Origin of the sequence: Streptomyces sp. NPDC058195, assembly GCF_042883525.1 — a bacterium.
In the GTDB taxonomy this organism is placed as follows: domain Bacteria; phylum Actinomycetota; class Actinomycetes; order Streptomycetales; family Streptomycetaceae; genus Streptomyces.
On sequence record NZ_JBHVVM010000027.1, the window covers coordinates 82,946 to 103,459 of the forward strand.

General features: G+C 71.0%; 17 protein-coding genes and 1 pseudogene. 9 read left to right on the forward strand and 9 right to left on the reverse strand.

The annotated features are described in order from the left end of the window. Nucleotides 1-8: 8 nt before the first annotated feature. A complete protein-coding gene (locus ACFVWY_RS27925) occupies nucleotides 9-1,115 on the reverse strand; it encodes a ferritin-like domain-containing protein (protein ID WP_389877285.1) in 1,107 nt (368 codons plus the stop codon). 178 nt (nucleotides 1,116-1,293) lie between these two features. On the opposite strand from ACFVWY_RS27925, the gene ACFVWY_RS27930 reads away from it, so the two are divergent. The 5 genes from ACFVWY_RS27930 (at nucleotide 1,294) to ACFVWY_RS27950 (ending at nucleotide 7,274) form a co-directional block, all read left to right on the forward strand. Further along, a complete protein-coding gene (locus tag ACFVWY_RS27930; protein ID WP_389877287.1) occupies nucleotides 1,294-2,229 on the forward strand; it encodes a diiron oxygenase in 936 nt (311 codons plus the stop codon). A gap of 43 nt (nucleotides 2,230-2,272) precedes the next feature. After that, entirely contained in the window at nucleotides 2,273-3,022 is a 750-nt protein-coding gene (locus ACFVWY_RS27935; protein ID WP_389877288.1) for a TetR/AcrR family transcriptional regulator, read from the forward strand. A 17-nt stretch (nucleotides 3,023-3,039) separates the two neighbouring features. Further along, complete coding sequence (locus ACFVWY_RS27940; protein ID WP_389877290.1) at nucleotides 3,040-3,306, forward strand: hypothetical protein; 267 nt, start codon at nucleotides 3,040-3,042, stop codon at nucleotides 3,304-3,306. A 92-nt stretch (nucleotides 3,307-3,398) separates the two neighbouring features. After that, the gene (locus tag ACFVWY_RS27945; protein WP_389877292.1) at nucleotides 3,399-6,005 is read left to right on the forward strand and encodes a PQQ-binding-like beta-propeller repeat protein; all 2,607 of its coding nucleotides are present in this window, start codon (nucleotides 3,399-3,401) and stop codon (nucleotides 6,003-6,005) included. A 135-nt stretch (nucleotides 6,006-6,140) separates the two neighbouring features. Next, a complete protein-coding gene (locus tag ACFVWY_RS27950; RefSeq protein WP_389877293.1) occupies nucleotides 6,141-7,274 on the forward strand; it encodes an NlpC/P60 family protein in 1,134 nt (377 codons plus the stop codon). A gap of 1,655 nt (nucleotides 7,275-8,929) precedes the next feature. On the opposite strand, the pseudogene ACFVWY_RS27955 reads toward ACFVWY_RS27950, so the two are convergent. Next, nucleotides 8,930-9,544: pseudogene (locus ACFVWY_RS27955) on the reverse strand (tyrosine-type recombinase/integrase); the annotation flags it as partial. Between the two features lie 129 nt (nucleotides 9,545-9,673). Between ACFVWY_RS27955 and ACFVWY_RS27960 the strand changes: the two are divergent. Next, nucleotides 9,674-10,117, forward strand: coding sequence for a hypothetical protein (locus tag ACFVWY_RS27960; protein WP_389877294.1), 444 nt, complete (start codon nucleotides 9,674-9,676; stop codon nucleotides 10,115-10,117). Between the two features lie 63 nt (nucleotides 10,118-10,180). On the opposite strand, the gene ACFVWY_RS27965 is transcribed toward ACFVWY_RS27960, so the two are convergent. The 6 genes from ACFVWY_RS27965 to ACFVWY_RS27990 all read right to left on the reverse strand — a co-directional run bounded on the left by ACFVWY_RS27965 (nucleotide 10,181) and on the right by ACFVWY_RS27990 (nucleotide 16,617). Then, a complete protein-coding gene (locus tag ACFVWY_RS27965; RefSeq protein WP_389877330.1) occupies nucleotides 10,181-10,357 on the reverse strand; it encodes an ATP-binding protein in 177 nt (58 codons plus the stop codon). Between the two features lie 451 nt (nucleotides 10,358-10,808). After that, the gene (locus tag ACFVWY_RS27970; protein ID WP_389877296.1) at nucleotides 10,809-12,047 is read right to left on the reverse strand and encodes a styrene monooxygenase/indole monooxygenase family protein; all 1,239 of its coding nucleotides are present in this window, start codon (nucleotides 12,045-12,047) and stop codon (nucleotides 10,809-10,811) included. Between the two features lie 20 nt (nucleotides 12,048-12,067). Further along, nucleotides 12,068-12,718: an ATP/GTP-binding protein gene (locus ACFVWY_RS27975; RefSeq protein ID WP_389877298.1), complete on the reverse strand. Its 651-nt coding sequence runs from the start codon at nucleotides 12,716-12,718 to the stop codon at nucleotides 12,068-12,070. Beyond that, nucleotides 12,699-13,112, reverse strand: coding sequence for a DUF742 domain-containing protein (locus ACFVWY_RS27980; protein ID WP_389877300.1), 414 nt, complete (start codon nucleotides 13,110-13,112; stop codon nucleotides 12,699-12,701). Before ACFVWY_RS27980 ends, ACFVWY_RS27975 begins: the two co-directional genes overlap by 20 nt. After that, nucleotides 13,109-13,597, reverse strand: coding sequence for a roadblock/LC7 domain-containing protein (locus tag ACFVWY_RS27985; RefSeq protein ID WP_389877302.1), 489 nt, complete (start codon nucleotides 13,595-13,597; stop codon nucleotides 13,109-13,111). The genes ACFVWY_RS27980 and ACFVWY_RS27985 overlap by 4 nt, the downstream gene beginning before the upstream one ends. Continuing rightward, a complete protein-coding gene (locus ACFVWY_RS27990) occupies nucleotides 13,594-16,617 on the reverse strand; it encodes a nitrate- and nitrite sensing domain-containing protein (protein WP_389877331.1) in 3,024 nt (1,007 codons plus the stop codon). The genes ACFVWY_RS27985 and ACFVWY_RS27990 overlap by 4 nt, the downstream gene beginning before the upstream one ends. A gap of 365 nt (nucleotides 16,618-16,982) precedes the next feature. Here ACFVWY_RS27990 and ACFVWY_RS27995 point away from each other — a divergent pair, with 365 nt between their 5' ends. Next, on the forward strand, nucleotides 16,983-17,774 hold the full coding sequence (locus ACFVWY_RS27995) for a hypothetical protein (protein ID WP_389877304.1): 792 nt from the start codon (nucleotides 16,983-16,985) through the stop codon (nucleotides 17,772-17,774). Nucleotides 17,775-17,817: 43 nt separating this feature from the next. Here the strand turns inward: ACFVWY_RS27995 and ACFVWY_RS28000 are convergent, their stop codons facing one another. After that, a complete protein-coding gene (locus ACFVWY_RS28000) occupies nucleotides 17,818-18,315 on the reverse strand; it encodes a MarR family winged helix-turn-helix transcriptional regulator (RefSeq protein ID WP_389877306.1) in 498 nt (165 codons plus the stop codon). A gap of 230 nt (nucleotides 18,316-18,545) precedes the next feature. Between ACFVWY_RS28000 and ACFVWY_RS28005 the strand changes: the two genes are divergently transcribed. Both ACFVWY_RS28005 and ACFVWY_RS28010 read left to right on the forward strand, forming a co-directional pair. Further along, nucleotides 18,546-19,394, forward strand: coding sequence for a lysozyme (locus ACFVWY_RS28005; RefSeq protein WP_389877308.1), 849 nt, complete (start codon nucleotides 18,546-18,548; stop codon nucleotides 19,392-19,394). A 317-nt stretch (nucleotides 19,395-19,711) separates the two neighbouring features. Continuing rightward, nucleotides 19,712-20,392, forward strand: a complete 681-nt coding sequence (locus tag ACFVWY_RS28010; protein ID WP_389877333.1) for a polysaccharide deacetylase family protein — start codon at nucleotides 19,712-19,714, stop codon at nucleotides 20,390-20,392. Nucleotides 20,393-20,514 lie beyond the last annotated feature (122 nt).

A 20,514-nucleotide genomic window follows, 5' to 3' on the forward strand; every position in this document is an offset into this window, starting at 1 on the left:
GCCGGGCGCTAGGCTTCCGCGCCCTGGGCTATCGCCTCCTCGACCTCGGCGACCCGGGCCTGTTCCTCCGCGGCGAAGCGGTCCCGGTCGAGCTGTTCGGCTATCTCCTCGTCCTGGGCCATCAGCAGGTCCAGGTTGGAGTCGCCGAGTTCGAGGACGCCCATGTCGACGTAGGCCTTCTGGAGCCGTTCGCCCCACAGGCCGATGTCCTTGACGCACGGCACTATCCGGCTGAACAGCAGCTTCCGGAAGAGCTGGAGGAACTCCGAGTGCTCGGACAGTTCCCTGGCCTCCTGCTTGCCGATGCCGAAGTTCTCCAGCACCTCGACACCGCTGAGCCGGTCCCGCATCAGGTAGCAGCCCTCGATGACGAACTCCTCGCGCTCGCGCCGCTCGGCGTCGCTCAGCTGCCTGTAGTAGTCGCGCAGCGCCATCCGCCCGAACGCGACGTGCCGGGCCTCGTCCTGCATGACGTACGCCAGTATCTGCTTGGGCAGCGGCTTGGTCGTGGTGTCGCGGATCATGCCGAACGCGGCCAGTGCGAGGCCCTCGATGAGGACCTGCATGCCGAGGTAGGGCATGTCCCAGCGGGAGTCGCGCAGGGTGTCGCCGAGCAGGGACTGGAGGCTGTCGTTGACCGGGTAGAGCATCCCGGTCTTCTCGTGCAGGAACCGGCTGTACACCTCCGCGTGCCGGGCCTCGTCCATGGCCTGGGTCGCGGAGTAGAACTTGGCGTCCAGGTCGGGGACGGACTCGACGATCCGGGCGGCGCAGACCATGGCGCCCTGCTCACCGTGGAGGAACTGGCTGAACTGCCAGGAGGTGTAGTGCCTGCGCAGCCGGCCGCGGTCCTTCTCGGTCATCTTCGCCCAGTGCGGGGTGCCGTACAGGGTGAGGGCCTCGTCGGGGGTGCCCAGCGGGTCCTCGGGGTCGACCTCCAGGGACCAGTCGATGCGCTTGTTGCCGTCCCACTGCTTGTCCTTGCCCTTCTGGTAGAGGGCGAGGAGGCGTTCGCGGCCGTCGTCGTAGTCCCAGCTGAAGCGGGCCGCGCCGGAGGCGGGCACCTCCCACAGCGGTGCCCCGGGGGCAGTGGTGTAGAGGTCGTGTGTCGACACGGACGGCTCCTTCGCCTCGCTTGTCGCGGCAATTCCCCTGGCGATTACCTCAGTTGGCAGGTTCACACGTTGGTAGACGCCGGGTCAACAAGTCGTGCGGAAGGGATTGACGGCCTTGCTGACTGGGAGTCTCATAAGGAGTGACCGCCGGTAACCCCATGTGCGAGGTGCCCTCAGCATGACCCCCGTGACCGAAGCCGATGTCCAGCTGCTCCGCGACGCCCTCGGGCCGCTCCGGGACCGCGAGCAGGTCGCCGCGCGGCTCCTCGAATCCTCGGCCAAGCACTCCTTCGACCCGGACAAGGAGCTGGACTGGGACGCCCCGCCCGAGGAGGGCAAGTGGTTCTGGCCCCCCGAGCTGGTCTCCCTCTACGACACCCCGCTGTGGCGGCGGATGTCCCAGGAGCAGCGGATCGACCTCTCCCGGCACGAAGCGGCCTCGCTCGCCTCGCTGGGCATCTGGTTCGAGATCATCCTGATGCAGCTGCTCGTCCGGCACATCTACGACCGGCCGGTGACCAGCAATCACGTCCGGTACGCGCTCACCGAGATAGCCGACGAGTGCCGCCACTCGATGATGTTCGGCCGCATGATCACCTGGGGCGGCTCGCCCGACTACCCCGTGCCGCGCGTCTACCACAACCTCGCCCGGGTGCTGAAGACGATCTCCACCACCCCGGGCTCGTTCGCCGCGACCCTGCTGGGCGAGGAGATCCTGGACTGGATGCAGCGGCTGACCTTCCCCGACGAGCGCGTCCAGACGCTCGTGCGGGGCGTGACCCGCATCCATGTGGTCGAGGAGGCGCGGCACGTCCGCTACGCCCGCGAGGAGCTGCGCCGCCAGATGGTGACCGCCCCGGCCTGGGAACGGCGCCTGACCCGGCTGAGCTGCGGAGAGGCCGCCCGAGTCTTCTCCGTCTGCTTCGTCAACCCGCAGGTGTACGAGCAGGTCGGCCTGGACCGCCGCGAGGCCGTCGCCCAGGTGCGGGCGAGCGGCCATCGCGCCGAGGTCATGCAGTCGGGGGCGAAACGGCTGACCGACTTCTTCGAGGACATCGGCGTGCTGAACGGAGTGGGGCGCAGGCTGTGGAAGCGTTCCGGCCTGCTGGCCTGAACGGGTCGGGGCGTGGCCGGGCCCAGGCCCTAGGCTTCGGTTCATGACCCCTGTCGCCGCCGCGTCACCGGCCCGTGCGTACCGAAGGCTCAGTGTCGAGGAGCGCCGCGCCCAGCTGCTCGGCGCGGCGCTCACCCTCTTCGCCCACCGGGCACCCGACGAGGTCTCGCTCGACGAGGTCGCGAGCGTCGCCGGGGTGTCCCGGCCGCTCGTCTACCGCTACTTCCCGGGCGGGCGCCAGCAGTTGTACGAGGCGGCGCTGCGCTCGTCCGCCGAGGAGCTGGTCCTGTGCTTCGCCGAGCCTCCGGCGGGGCCGCCCACCGAGCGGGTGACGCGGGTCCTGGACCGCTACCTCGCCTTCGTGGACGAGCACGACACGGGGTTCAGCGCGCTGCTGCGCGGCGGCAGCGTCGTGGAGACCTCACGCACGTCGGCGATCGTCGACGAGGTGCGGCGGGCGGCGGCCGAGGAGATCCTGCGCCATCTGGGCGAGCGGTCCGAGCCGGGCCCCCGGCTGCGGATGATGGTGCGGACCTGGATCGCCGCGGTCGAGGCGGCCTCGCTGATCTGGCTGGACGAGGGGAAGCGGCCCGCCCCGGACGAGCTGCGGGACTGGCTGGTCGACCAGCTGATGGTGCTGCTGGCCGCGACCGCGGCGACGGACGCGCGGACCGCGGAGGTGGTGGCGGCGCTGCTGCCGCTGGAGAGGGCCGAGGGACCGGCGGGCCGCCTGGCCGGGCGGCTGGCCCCGGTGCTCGGCGGGGCGGGCCACCTGCTGCCCGGGACCGGGTGATCGGTCAGACTGAGGGGGTGCGAAGCGAGAACACCGCCTTCCGTGGCGGCCCCCTGGACGGCCGGGTGCTGCCCGTGCTGGTCGGCCCGACCGGCCATCCGCCCAAGTGGTACGAGGTCCCCGTGCCGTCCTCCGACGGCGGGCCCGCCACGGTGTACGCGTATCGCAGGACCCCGGCCGGGCACACGAAACGGCTGGGCATCCAGCGCGGCTGGGTGTACGAGTACGCCCCCGAAGGCCGGACGCGGCACACCCCCAAGTGGCCCTGGTCCACACGGAACTGACGGTGCGTCGTGGGGGCAGGCGCGGCCGGGCGTACGACACCGCCTAGGATCGACGCTCTGGTGCCCAGGGACGGTCAGCGAGGGGGTGCGCCATGGAGGCGCTGCGTCAGGACGATCCACGCCGCTTCGGCCCGTACACCGTGCTCGCGCGGTTGCGCGCGACCGCGGGCAGCGTGCTGTACCTCGCGCGCGGGGCGGCCCCGGACGAGGCGGTGGTGATCACCGCGGCCCGTACCGAACTGGCCCCGCAGCCCGCCTTCCGGCGCCGCTTCCAGGCGGAGGCCCGCACCGCGGAAGCCCTGGCCGGCCCCTGGGTCCAGCCCTCGCCGGACGGTCCGGGCGGCGCGGACGACGAGTTGCAGTGGACCGCCGCCGCGTATCTGCCCGCGCTGACCCTGGCGGAGGCGATCCGGACGGCCGGGCCGCTGCCCGAGTCCGCCGTACGGGTCCTGGGCGCGGGCCTCGCCGAGACCCTGGCACGGGTGCACGCCACCGGGGAGGTGCTCCAGGGGCTCGCTCCGCACACGGTGCTGCTGGCCGAGGACGGGCCCCGGCTCGTCGCGTTCGGACCGCTGGGCGCGGCGGCCGACGCGGAGGCGCGGCCCGGCGGCCAGTTGTCGGTGCGGCTCGGCTACCTGACGCCGGAGCAGGTGGCGGGCGAGGTGCCCGGACCGGCCTCGGACCTCTTCGTGCTGGGCCTGCTGCTCGCGTACGCGGCGACCGGGACGACCCCGCTCGCCGAGGGCCCGGCCGCCGAGGGCGCGGAGCGGATCGCCCGCACGGCTCCCGAACTGGGCGCGGTTCCCGAGGAGTTGCGTGGTCTGATCGGCCGTTGCCTGGAGAAGGACCCAGCGGACCGGCCCAGCGCCGACGAGGTGGCGGCGGAGCTGGCCCCTCGGGGCGCGGCACAGGCCGCGGAGGGCGGCTGGCTGCCGGAGGCGTCGGCGGCCGCGGTGACGGAGCAGGGAATCCGCGTGCGCAAGGCGGTCGCGTCCGGTGCGCCGGTCGAGGCGGCTGAGACGCCGGAGGCACCCGTGCCCGCCGCGACGCCGCCCGCGGACACCCGGACCGCCCAGTTCGGCGGCATCGCGCACCGGGCCCCGGCGGCGGACCGGCCCACGACACAACTGGCCGTCCCGCACGAGCTGACCGGCCGCACCGCGCTGCCGCCGCCCCCGGCACTGCCCGCGGCCCCGGCCCCGGGGCCCGTACCGGCGCTGCCCGCCGGGCTGTCCGCCGTACCAGCCGCCGGAGCGCTGCCCTCCGCTCCGCCCGCCGCCGCGCTGCCGGCCGTGCCCGCTCCGCCCGCCGTGGCGGACCCCCGGCCGCTGCCGCTCCCGCCGGGCCGCCGGGCCGCCCCGTCCTCCTCCGCCGCGCCGTCCGCCCTGGGGCGGCGCGGCCTGTTCACCGGGCTCGCCGCCGGGGCCGCCGGGCTGCTCGTCGGCGGGGGCGGCGCGCTGGCGCTGGCGGGCGGTGACGCGGATGCCGAGGACGGTGCCGGTCCCGCGCCGAGCCACGGCGGCCCGGTCGTCGCGGGCCTGCCGCCGCGGCCCCGCTGGGTGTACACGCACCCGTCCGCGGACGCGGAGACGCTCGCCGCCACCGTCTGGAACGAGCGGCTGCTGCTGACCGGCCGAACCGGCGCGTCCGCCGTCGACCTGCGGACCGGGCGCCGGATCTGGGAGAACAAGGACGCCGCCGGCGGCCGGGTCATACCGGACGCCGGGCAGGACTTCTGCTTCGTGGCGACCCCGTCCGCGTTTCTCTGGCTGTCGCCGAAGGACGGCAGGACCGTCCACCGGGCGACTCTCGCGGAGCTCTCCCCCGGGACGCCGAAGCTCGCCGGTCCCTCGGTCGTCGGCGCTTTCGGCACGGAGCTCTGGTTCACCGCCACCGAGACCGTCACCGTCAAGGCCCCGCCGCCGAAGAAGGGCAAGAAGCGCGGCAAGGACCAGCAGGTCGTCAAGGCCTATCTGTTCGGCTACGACCTCGCGCGCCGCACCCAGCTGTGGCGGACCCCCGTGCCCGCCGGACGCGGCGCCGCCGCCCCCGTCCACCAGCTCGTCGCGGTCCGCAAGGACGGCGTGGTGCTGCGCCAGACCCCGGCGACGCTCGACCCCGCCCAGGTCAGGGCCGCCAAGGGCAAGGCGGTCTTCCGCAGCTTCGACCGGCGGACCGGGAAGCCGCAGTGGAACCGGGCGTTCGGCGCGGTCGTGCCGGGCGCGGCGGCCGTGGGCGACGACCGGGGGCTGCTGTACGCGGCGGTGGGCGACACCCTCCAGGCGTTCGAGACCCCGGGCGGCAGGCCCAAGTGGACGCTGAACGGCACCGCCGGTGCGCCCTTCGGCATCCCCGTCGTGTCCGGGACGATGCTGCACACCACCAGCCGCAACCAGGAGGTCGGCGCCGTCGAGCGGGAGACCGGGCGGCTGCGCTGGCGGCGTTCGACGGAGGCGGCGATCGGCACCGCAGCCCCCGTGGTCACCCTCAGCGCCGGTGGCGGGACGCTGCTGGCCGCGGACGCCTCACAGGTCACCGCGTTCGCCGCGGAGGACGGACGGCGGCTGTGGAAGTTCCAGGACATCGGCGCCCAGGACCCCGAGGGCCCCACGGTCACCGCCCCCTACCGGGTGCTGACGGCCGCCCGCACGGCCGTGGTCCGGCGCGACCGGATCTTCTACGCCTTCCCGGTCGGCTGAGGCCGCCTTCCGGGCGAACTCCACGGCCGCCGCACCGGGCGGTTCTTGCATCTCCGGGCACCGGGTGACCCTATGGACGCGTTGCGCCCACTCGTGGGGTAGTCCCATGATCGCCCCGCCATCGGAGGTGATGTCATGTCAGGCGGAGTCTCTCGTACCGTCTGTGCGGCGGCCCTGGCCGCGCTCGTCCTCGCCCCGGCGGCGGCCGCCGCCCCCGTGCCGGTGGCCCCGGAGGACCGGAGCGTCGGCGGACTCCTGACAGACCTGCGGCAGTTGTACCAGCAGGCCGAGGAAGCCGCCGAGGCGTACAACGGGACCATGGCGGAGCTGAAGCAGCGCAAGGCGCAGGTGAAGAAGCTGGACGCCGCGCTCGTCACCGCCCGGACCGCGCTGGCCGACAGCCGCGACGCGGTGGGGCGACTGGCCCGGGAGCAGTACCAGGGCCGGTCCGACTACTCCGCCTATCTGCGGCTGCTGATGTCCAGGGATCCCGTGGGCCTCCTGGACCAGGAACACCTGATCCAGCGGGCGGCCACCGCGCGGACGGTGGCGGTGAAGCGGCTCACCGGAGCCGAGGAACGCGCCGACAAGCTGGCCACCGAGTCCCGTGCGGCGCTCGACCGCCAGCAGGTGCTGGCGTCGCAGCGGAAGAAGCAGCGCGACGCGGTCCGCTCCCGGCTGAAGAACGTCGAGGTGATGCTGGCCTCGCTCTCCGGCACCCAGCTGGGCCAGCTGTCCCGGCTCGAACAGCGCGAGACGGCGCGGGCGCAGCGCGCCCTGGCCGCCTCGGGCGCGCTGTCCTCCAGCGGCCGGCCGTCCGCGGCGGGCCGCCGGGCGGTGGCGTACGCGATCGACCAGATCGGCAAGCCCTACGTGTGGGGCGCGCAGGGCCCGAACTCCTTCGACTGCTCGGGGCTCACCTCGCGGGCCTGGGCGAAGGCGGGCCGCCCCATCCCGCGGACCTCGCAGGAGCAGTGGCGTCGGCTGCGGAAGGTGCCGGTGAACGCGCTGCGTCCGGGCGACCTGGTGATCTACTTCCCGAAGGCCACCCATGTGGCGCTGTACATCGGCAAGGGCCTGGTGGTGCAGGCGCCCCGGCCGGGCTCGCGGGTGAAGGTCTCGCCGATGGCGTCGAACCCGCTGCTGGGCGCGGTACGCCCGGACCCGGCGGGCGCACCCCTGTCCCGGTACCGGCTGCCGGAGCTCCCCTCGGGCGCCGCCTCCGGCTCGCACACGGGCTACGGCTCCGCGGCGGCCCCGGGGACCTGACACCGCACCGGGACCGGGAACGGCGGCAGGACCCGCGGCCGGGAGCGGCCCCGGTCCTCCCGCACCCGGACATCCGCGAGGGCGGCGGTCGTCTCCGCCCGCGGAAAGCCTCCCGGCGCGACGACCGGCGCGCGCCGCAGGGGGCCTGGCAACGGCCGCACCGCCGGGGAGCGCACGGCACGGATGGTCTCGCCGGGCGGGTCCTTCACCCCGCCGGCCTCGTGCCCGGCGGATTCGTGCCCGGCGGATTCGCTCTCGTCCCACGCCGGTTCCGGCGCCTGTCCGGCGCCCCGCACGCCGTACACCGGTCCGGCCTCGTACACGGCGGTCGGCCAGACCCAGGTGCTGAGGCCGCGACCGTCCGTGGGCCGCCGCGGAACCGGCCCACGGACACCGGGTACCTACGCGGCGCCCGAGACCTCGGCGAGGTAGGCGTTGGTCTTCTCGGGGTCGAAGAAAACGACCCACGGCCCCGCACCGGCTCTACCAGTGGGTTTCCCCCAACTGGCATGCCTGGGGGGGGGGCTGTGGGCCGTCTGTGAGCCGTCAGGACTCAGGCAGGGCCGCTTCGTACAGCGCGCAGCACGCGACCCTGACCGGCCTGGCATAGCGCCGACTCCGCTAGCCTCGCCAGGCACACTCATCAACCTCCTCAATGCTTCCCTCCTTCACTCAGGGACACAGGGGCTTCAAAAACACCATAAATCCCAAATATTGCACTCCCTAGCAGATTGACATTCAGCAGCCGATACACAAGGACGGAACGACACCTCGCCGCATTGCCGCATGAACAGCCAGAGCCTTCCAACCTACTCGAACATTCGCGAGATCAAGCCAATTTAGTAAAAATTTGTCCAGAAATTAACGTGCCAATCAGCCATATCCATGCTTCGATTCCAGAGTACTTCACTATCGCAACCAAGGAGAGAAAGTGAAGCGCTCACAAATGACACTCGGCCGATCTTTTGGGTTGATCCTGACTGCAACTGCACTGACCATGGTCACCGCAACGACCGCGAACGCATCCACCACCGCGGTGACCAAGACTGCAAGTTGCTCAACCACGGGAGCAAAAGGCTCTTCAGTGACCGTGAGACCCGCAAACGACCCGTACGCCACTATAGACGTGACCCTGAGTGTCACAGACACGTCAGCCGATGGACACCACGTCAGGGTCAGATTCATGCATAAGTCGAGCGGAGGGGGCGTAACCTACCCATGGTCGTGGCACTCCAACACCAGTGGCGCCAACACCACCAAGGAGTGGGCCACCACTGCACGGAGTGATTCTGGAATTTACGAGGTAGGGGTCCAAGTGGCCAGATTTGAAGGCGAAACACTACTCAATTCATGCACCGCCTGGGCGGCCTAGAGATTCAACCTCGCCGATCATCCCGCGAAGCCCAAACCGCATTTCACTGCACAATGTGAATCATTGATTCAATATCCCGCCTAGCGGCGAACCGCATCGTGCACTGAATTTCCTTGTGCGGACATTGGTTAATTGACTGCACCATCTCAACGGTCTTAACCTTGGGCCAGGTTCGCGCCGAGAGGCCCCGCCCCTGCACTCCATGCAGGCGAAGAGCCTCTCGGCGCCCCGTGAGCCGTCAGGACTCGGATCGGGCCGCTGCGTAGACGCTCGCCATGGCGCCTCACGTGCGCTCCTGGCTGCTCGGCATGAGGTGGGCGTAGATGCGCAGTGTCAGGGCCTCATTACTGTGCCCCAGATACTCACTGACCGCCTTAATGCCCTCCCTTCCGTCCAGGAGCGCGGAGGTGTAGAAGTACCGCAAAGCAGGCATTCTGTGCTCACGAACGGCCTGGTGCCGGTCTCCCTTGGTCTTCGGCCCAAGGAAAGACCGCCTCCACGAGAGCGGGCTTCCACGCCTTCTCGTTCAGGGAGGTGCGCCAGGCGTGATTACCTTCCGGCGCCATGAAGACGAGCCGCATGGCCACCTTGGTCCCGCCGACAGTCGTCCAGGGCATCGGAACCTCCACGGGCTGGCACAGCTTCATGTGCGCCTTAAGGGTGTCCGCCACGGGCCCAGACAGCCGCACGCCTCGGACTTGCCTCCCTTGGGAAACGCGAACACGGGTTTGCTGCAGCTGAGCTTAAGCTGCTGGTCGGCATGAAGCGTCTATGCGTCGAAGTCGATAGCGTCGGTCGGCAGACCGATGATTTCACCCTGCCGCATCCTGCAACCGGCGCCGAGGTCGACCATGGCGCAATACCGCTCGGGCATCGCCTGTCGCACGGCAAACACCCTTCCCCCGATCTAGGGCACGTGTCCGCGTACTTATCCGAGTGCTCCAGCGCGTACGAAGTTGCGTGCACCACTGATTGGTCTCAGCAAATCCGCTCTCATGGACCGTTCCACTCACCGTAGTCTCGTGTCGTGGCCGACGAGCATGGGGTGACTGACGCCTTCAAGAACCGATGCACGAATGCGGCGCGGACGTTGGAGTCCTGCATCAGCTACTTCATCGAGCGCGTCTCGTTGGACGAGTCCAACGAGGACCGCAAGGACAACACACTGGACGTATGGCTGCGCGAGGGGCCGCGGAAGCCCGATGTGATGGTCTCGCTGTCCAATCTCTACTCGGTTCGCCCGTGGGAACCCGGACTGGGTTTCTCCTTCATCGATGGGATCTCCCTCGTCCATCTGCCGAAGCAGCCGCTGCCCTGGCCCACTGAGGCGGTCGGCCGACTCGATCGCTCCGAGGGCCTGCCCGACCTAGTCTGGCTGAGGATCGCGGGACCGACCGAAGTCGATGCTGTGGCCGCGACCGTGACCGTTTACCAGGCGCAGAGCGATGATGCAGCCTCCGTGCTCCAGTGAAAGCCTGAAGCCGTTCGATGCTCAGGCAACAGCCAAAGCCTGTTGAGATGACTGGTCAAGCGCTCAGGCGACGTCGGTTTCCCGTTCGATGGCGGCGAGGCGATTTTTGAGCCGGTAGCTGGGGCCATTGATGGAGATCACGTCGAGGTGGTGGAGGAGGCGGTCGAGGATGACGGTGGCAAGGACCTCGTCACCGAACACCTGCCCCCATTCACTGAAGGGGCGTGACGGCGCTGTGATGCGGGTGTGCTGGTCGGCGTGACGCGCCCGTCACACCCGCTCCCGCCTAAAGGTTTGCGTGTGACGGTCCCGTCACACGTGACGCGTGTGCGGGGCCATGGCGAGCGCCAAACAGCGGGAGCCCGAAGACCATCTGCTGAACTTCACCTTCATCACCGCCGCAAGGTCTGGGGCCCGCAAGACGGGCGCACGGAAGCGCCTTTACCAGACAGGCTACCTTCCGTCAATCTCCTCTGGGGGCACCCGGATGCCAAGAGGACCGGTCCTGCGGCGTCAGGCCCTGGTGTCAGGGCGCGTGACACCTGCTCCCGCCTAAGGGTTTGGGTGTCACGGGCCCGTGACAGTGTCAGGCGTCACACGGATGTCAGACCCGTTCCCCGGGGCCGCCCTCTGGGCCGGCCAAGGCGGCCAACAGTCACCAACGCTGACCACTGCTTCGCAGGTCAGGCGGCTAAGCGGCGCCCGAGACCTCGGCGAGGTAGGCGTTGGTCTTCTCGGGGTCGAAGAAGAAGTTCTCGAAGTCCGCGGGGTTGTTGAAGCCGTTGGCGAAGCGGTTGGCGACCGGCTGGAGCTGACCGGCGGCGCCGATCAGGTTCAGCACGTGCTCCGGCGGTACGCCCAGCATGGCGTTGGTCCACTTCACGACGTGCTGCGCGGTGTCCCAGTATCGGTCGAACGTGGCCTGCATCCACGCCTCGTCGAACGCGCGGTCGCCGTGCTCGACGATCGAGTCCAGGTAGGCGTTGGCGCACTTGGAGGCCGAGTTGGAGCCCTGACCGGTGATCGGGTCGTTGGCGACGACGACGTCCGCGACGCCGAGCACCAGGCCGCCGCTGGGCAGCCGGCCGATCGGCTTGCGGACGGTCGGGGCGTAGCGGCCCGCCAGGGTGCCGTTGGCGTCGGTCAGTTCGACCTTGGTGGCGCGGGCGTACTCCCACGGCAGGAACTTCTCCATGAGCGCCAGGGTCGTCTCCAGGTGCTCGGAGGGGTCCTTGATCCCCTGGAAGACGTCCACGGGGCCGCCGGGGACGCCTTCCCAGAACAGGATGTCGGCGCGGCCGGAGGTGGTCAGGGTCGGCATCACGAAGAGCTCGCCGACACCGGGGACCAGGTTGCAGCGGACCGCGTCGAACTCGGGGTGCTCCGGGCGCGGGCCCATGCCGTGGACGTACGCGACGGCCAGGGCGCGCTGCGGGGCGTCGAACGGCGAACGGGAGGCGTCCCGGCCGAACATGGAGACCAGCTCGCCCTTGCCCGCGGAGACCATCACCAGGTCGTAGGCGCGGGAGAAGTAGTCCAGGTCGGAGACGGCGGCACCGTGGATGACGAGCTGTCCGCCACGCTGGGCGAAGGTCTCCATCCAGCCGGCCATCTTCACCCGCTGGTCGACGGACTGGGCGATGCCGTCCAGCTTGCCGACCCAGTCGACGGCGCGCGAGGAGTCCGGCGCCGCGACGGAGACGCCGAGGCCCTCGATGCGCGGGGCCTGGGACTCCCAGAAGTTGAGCTGGTAGTCCCGCTCGTGCTGGAGCGCGGTGTGGAACATGCACTGCGTGGACATGACCCGGCCGGAGCGGACCTCGTCGGCGGTGCGGTTGGACATGAGGGTGACTTCGTACCCCTTGGACTGGAGTCCGAGGGCGAGCTGGAGGCCGGACTGGCCCGCTCCGACTATGAGTATCTTCCGCATCGTGGTTCTCCGTGCTGTGTCTAGGCGGGGGTGGCGTCGAGGGCGTGGCCGACGAGGGCCAGCAGGGATTCGACGACGGTGATGCGGTTGCGCGCGTCCATGATCACGACAGGCACGTGCGACGGTATGGTCAGGGCCTCCCGGACGTCCTCGGCCTCGAAGCCGTGCGTCCCCTCGAAGTGGTTGACGGCCACGATGTAGGGCAGGCCGCAGCTCTCGAAGTAGTCGAGGGCGGGGAAGCAGTCGGCCAGCCGCCGGGTGTCGGCCATCACGACCGCGCCGATCGCGCCGCGCACCAGGTCGTCCCACATGAACCAGAAACGCTGCTGGCCCGGGGTGCCGAACACGTACAGCACCAGATCGTCGTCAAGGGTGATCCGGCCGAAGTCCATCGCGACGGTGGTGGTGACCTTGTCGGGCGTCGCGGAGAGGTCGTCGGTCTCCTCGCTGGCCTGGGTCATCATCGCTTCGGTCTTCAGCGGGGTGATCTCGGAGACGGACCCGACGAAGGTCGTCTTGCCGACGCCGAAGCCGCCCGCGACCACGATCTTCGTGGCGATGGGGGCCCGGGTGCGGTCCAGCTGCCAGGCCTGGAGCGATTCCTCGGCCTGGTCCGCGGTGCCCGGCTGTCGCGGGGCGAAGAGCGGCGACTCAGAGACGGCGGAGTCCATTGAGCACCCTTTCGAGCAGTGCGCGGTCGGGCTGGCCGGTGCCGTGACCGGTCCCGTACACGCGGATCTTTCCTTGGTCGGCCAGGTCGCTGAGCAGCACCCGGACCACGCCGAGCGGCATCTTCAGCAGGGCCGAGATCTCCGCGACGGTACGCATCCGGCGGCAGATCTCGACGATCGCCTGGAGCTCCGGCATGACGCGGCTGGCCAGATTGCCGTTGGTCAGTTCGCGGCGCTCCTCGGGGGCGTCGAGCGCGGCGACGAAGGTCTCGACGAGCAGGACGTGACCGAAGCGGGTGCGACCGCCGGTGAGGGAGTACGGGCGGACCCGTGCGGGCCTCCGGTCGGCCCCGCGTACGGGGAGCCTGGGCGCGGTTTCGGCAGCGGGCTTCACTGGGTGCTCTCCATCGATTTGCGCAGTTCACTGCGGAGTTCGGGGGTGAGTACGTGTCCGGCCCGGCCGACGAAGAGCGCCATGTGGTACGCGATGACGCTCATGTCGCAGTCCGGGGTGGCGTGCACCCCGAGCAGCGAGCCGTCGCTGATCGACATGACGAAGACGCTGCCTTCGTCCATGGCGACCATCGTCTGCTTGACGCCGCCGCCGTCCATGAGTTTGGCGGCGCCGATGGTGAGGCTGCCGATGCCGGAGACGATGGTCGCCAGATCGGCGCTGGAACCCTTGGGGCCGCTCTGGCCGTCGGCGTGCGCGGTGTTCGTGGCGGACAGGTGGCCGGGGTCGGAGGAGAGCAGCATCAGCCCGTCGGACGAGACGACGGTGACCGAGTGGACCCCTGGCACCTCCTCCACCAGATTGCTCAGCAACCAGTGCAGGTTACGGGCCTCGGTACTCAGCCCGAATGTGCTCGGCGCAGTCAACTGCGTGCCTCCTCGACTGTGTCCCCCGTCTCATCCGTCTGGTCGGTCCTGCTGCCGCCCGGACGGGCCGCGTCGCTGTGCTGATCGGTGGGTGTGGGGTGTGGTGCGGGGCGTGCGTCGGCGATCTCCGCCTCGACGTCCCGGCGGCCGTCCTTCGCGCCCTGGTGGAAGCCGCCGAGCCGACGGCGCAGCGCCTCCTTGTCCAGGCTCCCCTTGCGCTCGGTGGCGGCTGTTGTGGTGGGCTTGGTGATCCGGGGGGTGCGCTTGGGCAGCCCCTTGTCGGTGACACGTGCGGCCGGGGCCGTGGGCCCGGCCGGGGCGGCGGGCTCGGCCGGGGCGGCGGGCTCGGCCGGGGCGGCGGGCTCGGCCGGGGCGGCGGGCTCGGCCGGGGCCGTGGGGGTGGTCTCCCGCGCCGTTCCAGTGCGCTGTACCGGGATGCGGTCCTGGGGCTGGTCCGGGGTGCGCTCGTGGCGGTCGGGGCCGATGGCGTACGGGTCGGCCGTCTCGGGCGGCGGGGTGCCCACGGGCTTCGGCGCCACCGGGAGGCGGACCTGGAGGGTGACCTCGGACTCCGTCTCGACCGGGGCCGGGTCCGGGTCCGCCTTCGCCGGGGCCGGTGCGGATGCCGCGTCCGACGCGCGGATCGCCCGCTCGGCGGCGGCGATCAGCGGGTCCTCGGCGGGCCGGTGTCCGGGCGACGGCCGGTCCTCGGCGGGAGGCCGTGCGGCGGCCGGCTGCTCCGCGGAGGGCTGCTGTCCGGCGGCCGGCTGTGCCACGGAGGGCTGCTGCGGCTCGGCGGACGGCTGCGTGCGGGCGGGCAGCGCGTTGGAGTTGGCCTCGGCGACCGAGCCCGGGAGGTTCAGCGCGGGCGCGTCGCCCGGGGTCTTCACCGGGGGCGGTGCGGCGGCCGGGGACGCCTTCGGCAGCAGGGCCTGGGGCAGGATCACGACGGCGGTGAGCCCGCTGCCGGTGTGCTCGCGCAGCTCGACCCGTACGCCGTGACGCGCCGCGAGCAGCGCGGTGACCTGGAGGCCGAGTCCGGCGCCCTCCCCGCCCCGGCCGCCCGCGGCGAAGAGCGTCGGGTCGGCCAGCCGGGCGTTCAGCTCCGCCATCCGCTCCGCGGGCATCCCGAGCCCGTTGTCCTGCACGGAGAGCATCACCTCGCCGCTCTCCAGCAGCCAGCCGGAGAGCTCGATGCGGGAGTCCGGCGGCGAGAACGCCGTGGCGTTCTCCAGTAGTTCGGCGACCAGATGGCTGAGGTCGTCGGCGGCGAAGCCGGCGATCTGGGCGTGCGGCGGCAGGGACTGGATGACGACCCGCTCGTACCGCTCGATCTCGGAGACCGCCGCGCGCGCCACGTCGACCAGCGGGATCGGCCCCGCGTGCCCGTGGCCGTGCTCGGCGCCCGCGAGGACCAGCATGTTCTCGCTGTGCCTGCGCATGACGGTGGCCATGTGGTCCAGCTTGAACAGGGTGGCCAGCCGCTCCGGGTCCTGCTCCCGGTCCTCCAGCCCCTCGATGACGCCCAGCTGGCGGTCGACCAGGCCGAGCGTACGCAGCGAGAGGTTGACGAAGGTGTGGTGGACGGTGTTCTTCAGCTGCTCCAGCTCGGCCGTGAGCTCGGCGGTCGCGGTCTGGAGCTCGGCGCGCCGGGCGGCGAGCGCCTCACGCCCGGCGAGCAGCTCGCCGCGCTCGCCCTCCAGATCCGCGAAGCGGCCGTTGAACTCGCCGAGCAGGCCCCTGAACCTGCCGTGCAGGCTGTTGAGGGACCGTACGGCCTGGGCGAACTCGTCGTTGCGGCCGGTGTAGCGAATCGGTTCGGCGGTGTCGGGCTCCGCGGCGAGGCGGGCGGCGCCGATCCGCAGCACGGCGAGCGGCTGGGTGAGGGTGCGGGCCACGGCGGTGGAGACACCGACGGCGACCAGCAGGCAGCCGCCGAGCAGCGCGATGCGCAGTTCGAGCGCGGTGACGTCGTCGTCGCGCAGCTGCTCCAGGCGGCCGGTCCGCGCGGTGCCGAGGGCCGATTCGACGCTCCGCATCCGGTCGATCCGCGCGGAGAGCGCCGCCTGCGCCTTCTTGCGGCTGGTGGTCTGGTCGCTCTCCGACAGCTCGGGGCGGTCGGTGAGCCTGTTGAGGTACTTCTCCGCGCTGTTGACCTCCGGTCCGGTGACCGTGGAGGCCAGCTTCTCGCGGGCGGCGGTGCCCGCGGCCTGGTCGAAGTCGGCGAGCGCCCCGAGCTCGCGGACCCGGGACTGCTGGGCGGCGGCGCTCAGCTCGTCGCGGGTGCGGTCGTCCTTCGAGCCCGCACCGTCCTGGGGCTGGACCGGCAGCCCGGTCACCGGGTCGGTCTGCGGAACGGTGTCCGCGGGGGGCACCGCGAGCGCGGCGAGCAGCAGCCCCCGGGTGGCGGAGGCCTGCTCGGTGGCGCGCGCGAGGGCGAGCGGGGCGCGCGTGGCCTCGGCGGCGCGCGGCGGGGTCTTCTCGGCCAGCTCCTCGGCGAGGTCCTGGAGCTTGGCGATGATCTCGGAGTACGCCTGGTGGGCCTCCAGCGCCGTGCCCTTGCCGCCGAGTGCTTCGCGGCGCAGGGAGGGGATGCCGGAGAGGTCACGGCGGAGGGCGGCGGGCGCCGCGGGCCGGATCTCGTTGACCCGCTGGTCGACCCGGGCGCTCATGGCGTCCCCCGTGCCGGTGGCCGCGCCGGGCTTCCCGTCGTTCCCTGCGGCGAGCCTGGCGGTGACGTCGTCGCGCTCGTCCGCCAGTGCGTGGGCCAGGGCGAGGGCCTGCTGGTTCAGCTCAGCGAGGGTCACCAGCCGCTGGGATTCGTTCAGTTGGGAGGAGGCGGCGAGGATCACGGGCGCGCCCGCCGCGATGACGGTGATCCCGACGACCGCGACTCCGGCGACCAGCCGGCTCCTTACGCGTACGGGCCGCCGGGTACTCCCGCTCTCGGCGGGTACCGGTGACACCGCCCCGGAACCGTTCCGCTCATCGCCCTTGCTCCGAGGCCGCTTCTTCTGCACCGGTGCTCGCATTCTTGACTCGTCCGCCCTTGAAGCAGAGGTGACGCACGGTCACACGCAGCGAGCGTCCCTTCCCCTGGTACGGCTTCTGACCATTCCAGCGCTTATGGGAGGGGGACACGCAACGACCTCTCCGCCACCTGAAGGAGTGAACATCACTCCCGAGTTGGCGAACAAGTCTGCCCGGAGGGGCCTTCGACCACACCCGGTCCGCCAGGTGGAACTTCGGCCCAGGCTTTGGCAGGATGCCCGCCCGCACGCCCCCTGGAGCTTTGCCTTCCGTTCCGTCACCTGTGATGAACCGCAGGTTCAGGCCAATTCCACGGGAGTGCGGGGGGCGTGAAGGCATCGTGCAGACTGGCCGCATGCTTTTCGCGCTGGCCACGGCCCCCGGAAGTCCCGAACGTCCGAACGAGGACTGGGCGGCCACCGCGCTCCCCGCTTCCGGGCGGGGCGGGACGCTGGTCCTTCTGGACGGGGTGACACCGCCCCGGGGCGATGACGGTTGTGTGCATTCGGTTCCGTGGTTCACGGCCCGGCTGGGCGGCGCGCTGATCGAACTGTCCGGTTCGCGGCAGGATCTGACCCTTCAGGAGATCCTCGCCCTGTCCATTCGACGCACCGCCGACACGCACCGTTCCCTGTGTGACCTTTCTCACGCACGCACACCGCAGGCGACGGTCGCCATGGCCCGCTGGGACGAGCGCGAGATCGAACATCTGGTGCTCTCGGACTCCGTGCTGCTGTTCGAGAGGAGCGACGGGAGCGTGCTCCCGGTGCTCGACGACCGGCTCGACCGGCTGCCACCCGGGTCGCTGAGCTCCGTGGAGTACGTCGACAGCCGGCTGCGCAACCAGGAGGGCGGCTTCTTCACCGCGGCCGCCGACCCCGCCGTGGCCTCCCGCGCGGTCACCGGCCGCACCCCTGTCGACCAGGTGCGGGCCCTTGCCGCGCTGACCGACGGGGCGAGCCGCTGGACCGAGATGTTCCGCGAGGGCGACTGGGCGGACTGCCTCGGGGTGCTCCGCGAGGAGGGGCCGCAGGCGCTGATCGACCGGGTCAGGGCCCTGGAGGACGCGGACGCGGACACCGGACGCGCGCGGCTGGGCCGCGGCAAGACGCACGACGACGCGACGGTGGTCCACGCGGTGCTGTGACACCGGGCCCGCGCCGTCGGCCCCCGCGCGGGCCTCCGGGCCGTCAGTTCTCCGCTCGGTCGTTCAGGTGGTGGAGCAGCCGGGCCAGTTCGGCGACCTCGGACCGGTCCCAGTCGGCGAGCTTGCGCACGTACCGCTCACGGCGGGCGTCACGGACGCTGCGGTAGCGGTCCAGCCCTTCGGCGGTGAGGTGGACGAGGAAGGCCCGGCCGTCCGCCGGATCGGGCTCACGCGCCACCAGTCCGAGTGCCTCCAGGGCGCGGAGCTGACGGCTCATCGTCGCCTTGCCCACCCCGAAGTAGGCCGCCAGGTCGGTGGCCCGCTGCTGCCCGGCCGACTCCAGCTGGACGAGCAGGCCGTACGCGGCGGACTCCAGCTCGGGATGGACCTCGCGCGCCATCTCCCCGGAATTGGACCGTGCCCGGCGCAGAAAGACGGCCAACTCCCGTTCCAGCGCCAGGAATGCGTGGTCCACACCACTCCTTCCGGTCGCGCCCGGTTCACTACCGCTTTCGCTCCCGTGCACGTCAACACCCCTCATGAGCTTTCCGGCCGCTGAAAATTTCTTTCACCGCAGGTCATCACCGCAGCTTGCGCCAGTATTTCGCAGGAGTAGACCAACGGCGGCGCCCGGACCCCCTTCCCCAGCACGGGTCTACGTGCGTAGCGTCATGCCTGGCATGTTCACACCATTGCATGCCGACAGGGGGGTGTACCCCGCGTCTCCCTGGGATCAGCACGTCCCCCCACCTCGTCCTCGGAGGCACTTCCATGCCGGTGCTCAGATCCACTGCCCAGACCTCCCGCCGCTCCCGCTTCGCGGCGGCCGGAACCCTGCTCGCAGCCCTCTCGCTCATGCTCACCCTGCCCGGCGCGGCGAGCGCCGCCGACACCGACGCGGCCGCCCGGAAGCCCGCCAGGGGTACGGCCACGATGGGCATGGGCGTCATAGCCCACGACGGCGAGGCCGGGCTCCCGCGCGACACCCGCGCCGTCCAGACCGAAGGCGTGGACGTCGCCAGCTACCAGGGCAACGTCAACTGGTCCACGCTCTGGGGCAGCGGCGTGAAGTGGGCCTACACCAAGGCCACGGAGGGCACGTACTACACGAACCCCTACTTCGCGCAGCAGTACAACGGCTCATACAACGTGGGCATGATCCGGGGCGCGTACCACTTCGCCACGCCGAACACCACGAGCGGCGCCACCCAGGCGAACTACTTCGTGGACCACGGCGGCGGCTGGTCCCGCGACGGCAAGACGCTGCCCGGCGTGCTCGACATCGAGTGGAACCCGTACGGCGCCCAGTGCTACGGCCTGAGCCAGGCGGGCATGGTCAGCTGGATCCGCGACTTCGTGAACACGTACAAGGCGCGCACCGGCCGTGACGCGGTCATCTACACCGCGACCAGCTGGTGGAAGGACTGCACCGGCAACAACGCGGGCTTCGGCGCCACCAACCCGCTGTGGGTGGCCCGGTACGCCACCGCCGTCGGCGAACTCCCGGCCGGCTGGGGCTTCTACACGATATGGCAGTACACCTCGTCCGGCCCCTACGTCGGCGACCACAACCGCTTCAACGGCGCCCTCGACCGCGTGCAGGCCCTCGCCAACGGCTGAGCCTCCCCGCGCGCATCCTCCCCTTGTACGCGTCCTCCCCGCGTACGCCGCAGTGCCCCGGCGGGCCGCCGGGGCACTGCGCGTTGCACGTCTCCGAGCAGGGATTTCACCCCCCGGGGCGACAGCGGACCCCGTCACCTTCCGACGTATACACACTGTGTATAGTCCTCCTCCGGCGCACCCGGCAGACCGCGCCCCGCGCATCCTGTTCAGCCACGGAGGAGTGACCCGCCTTGCCCAAGAAGACGAAGTCGATCGGTAAGGGGTTGACCGCCGCCCTGGTGACGACGCTCACGCTGACCCTGGGCGGCTGCGCGATGCAGACCACGGCACCGGCCTCGGCGCGCACCGACGCGGGCTCCGACGCGAAGGGCTCCTTCGGCCCGGTGGACTGCCGTAAGGCCAAGTGCATCGCGCTGACCTTCGACGCCGGACCGGGCGAGGACACCCCGCGTCTGCTGGACATCCTCAAGGAGAAGAAGGTGCACGCGACCTTCTTCCTGCTGGGCAAGAACCACGTCAAGAAGCACCCCGGCACCGTGCGCCGGATCGCCGCCGAGGGTCATGAGGTGGCCAACCACACCTGGACCCACAAGATCCTCACGGACCGCGACCCGGCCGACATACGTGCCGAGCTGAAGCAGACACAGGACGCGATAACAGAGATAACCGGCAAGCAGCCGCGGCTGATGCGCCCGCCGCAGGGCCGCACCGACGACATCGTCTCGGAGATCAGCAAGGACCTGGGACTCTCCCAGATCCTGTGGAGCGCCACCGCCAAGGACTTCTCCACCACCGACTCCGCGCTGATCAAGAAGCGGATACTCGACCAGGCGGGCAAGGACGGCGTCATCCTGCTGCACGACATCTACAAGGGCACGGTGCCCGCGGTGCCGGGCATCATCGACGCGCTGCAGAAGCAGGGCTACACCTTCGTGACGGTGCCGCAGCTGATGGCGCCCGCCGAGCCGGTCCCGGGCACCATCTACCGCCCCTGACCCACCGGCCCCGCAGGCCGGGGCCGTCCCAGCCGCAGCCTCCTGCCGGGCGCTCCCGGGTCACCGGGCCGCTCCGGCCGGCCGTGCCGCCGGCCCGGACCGCTCTCCGGCCGCGTACACCG

What these genes read in the sequence shown, in the direction of transcription:
- ACFVWY_RS27930 (WP_389877287.1), top strand. Translation starts at nt 1,294, where the DNA reads ATGACCCCCGTGACCGAAGCCGATGTCCAGCTGCTCCGCGACGCCCTC.
- ACFVWY_RS27935 (WP_389877288.1), top strand. Translation starts at nt 2,273, where the DNA reads ATGACCCCTGTCGCCGCCGCGTCACCGGCCCGTGCGTACCGAAGGCTC.
- ACFVWY_RS27945 (WP_389877292.1), top strand. Translation starts at nt 3,399, where the DNA reads ATGGAGGCGCTGCGTCAGGACGATCCACGCCGCTTCGGCCCGTACACC.
- ACFVWY_RS27950 (WP_389877293.1), top strand. Translation starts at nt 6,141, where the DNA reads ATGTCAGGCGGAGTCTCTCGTACCGTCTGTGCGGCGGCCCTGGCCGCG.
- ACFVWY_RS27970 (WP_389877296.1), bottom strand. Translation starts at nt 12,047, where the DNA reads ATGCGGAAGATACTCATAGTCGGAGCGGGCCAGTCCGGCCTCCAGCTC.
- ACFVWY_RS27975 (WP_389877298.1), bottom strand. Translation starts at nt 12,718, where the DNA reads ATGGACTCCGCCGTCTCTGAGTCGCCGCTCTTCGCCCCGCGACAGCCG.
- ACFVWY_RS27995 (WP_389877304.1), top strand. Translation starts at nt 16,983, where the DNA reads ATGCTTTTCGCGCTGGCCACGGCCCCCGGAAGTCCCGAACGTCCGAAC.
- ACFVWY_RS28000 (WP_389877306.1), bottom strand. Translation starts at nt 18,315, where the DNA reads ATGAGGGGTGTTGACGTGCACGGGAGCGAAAGCGGTAGTGAACCGGGC.
- ACFVWY_RS28005 (WP_389877308.1), top strand. Translation starts at nt 18,546, where the DNA reads ATGCCGGTGCTCAGATCCACTGCCCAGACCTCCCGCCGCTCCCGCTTC.
- ACFVWY_RS28010 (WP_389877333.1), top strand. Translation starts at nt 19,712, where the DNA reads ATGCAGACCACGGCACCGGCCTCGGCGCGCACCGACGCGGGCTCCGAC.